Source organism: Ruixingdingia sedimenti (assembly GCF_031432425.1).
GTDB lineage: Bacteria > Pseudomonadota > Alphaproteobacteria > Rhodobacterales > Rhodobacteraceae > Ruixingdingia > Ruixingdingia sedimenti.
This window is the reverse complement of the sequence record NZ_JAVKPH010000137.1, coordinates 1-544: the sequence shown is the minus strand read 5'-3', so window position 1 is coordinate 544 and position 544 is coordinate 1. Positions and strand designations below refer to the sequence as shown.

At 64.2% G+C, this 544-nt stretch carries 1 pseudogene; it reads right to left on the bottom strand.

Annotated features, from left to right (window positions below):
- Positions 1–544 (bottom strand): annotated as a pseudogene (locus tag RGD00_RS23475) (ParB/RepB/Spo0J family partition protein); the annotation flags it as partial.

Genomic DNA, 544 nt, shown 5'->3' with positions numbered 1-544 from the left:
GTCAGGGTGTCGCGGATCGCGGTGAAGCGCTTTTCCTCGGCCGTGGGCTGTACGCCTCCGGCCAGATAGGCCAGCGCGCCCGCCACGTTGACGATTTCCGGATGATCCTCGCCCAGGATCAGGTCCACGACCCGAACCTGGTCGTTGATCCCAAGCTCGGACAAAGCCTTCAGCTCGGTCTGCTTGTCGGCGATCGGCGAGCCATGCAGGCGGCGGCGCAGGGGCGGGTAGAGGTCGGCCCAGATCTTGACGGCCTTGGCGATGGCGCTGCGGCTAAGCCCGATCTTCTCGGCCACGGCCTTGGCGAAACCGAAGATTTCCGGGGCACCCGTGGCAAGATCCACAGTGTGGATCTTGCCACCCGTGTGTTGGTTTCCGCGATCACCACCATGCTTCGCCTGCGGATACTTCCGTTCATGGATCTGCTTCAGGTCATAGAGGTGATGGCAGCGGTCCAGCGCCGTTAAGTCGTAGCGGCCGAGGTTCTCCATCACCTCTTCGAGCCGCGCCTCGTCATCCGACGCCGCCGAGGACAGCAACGCCG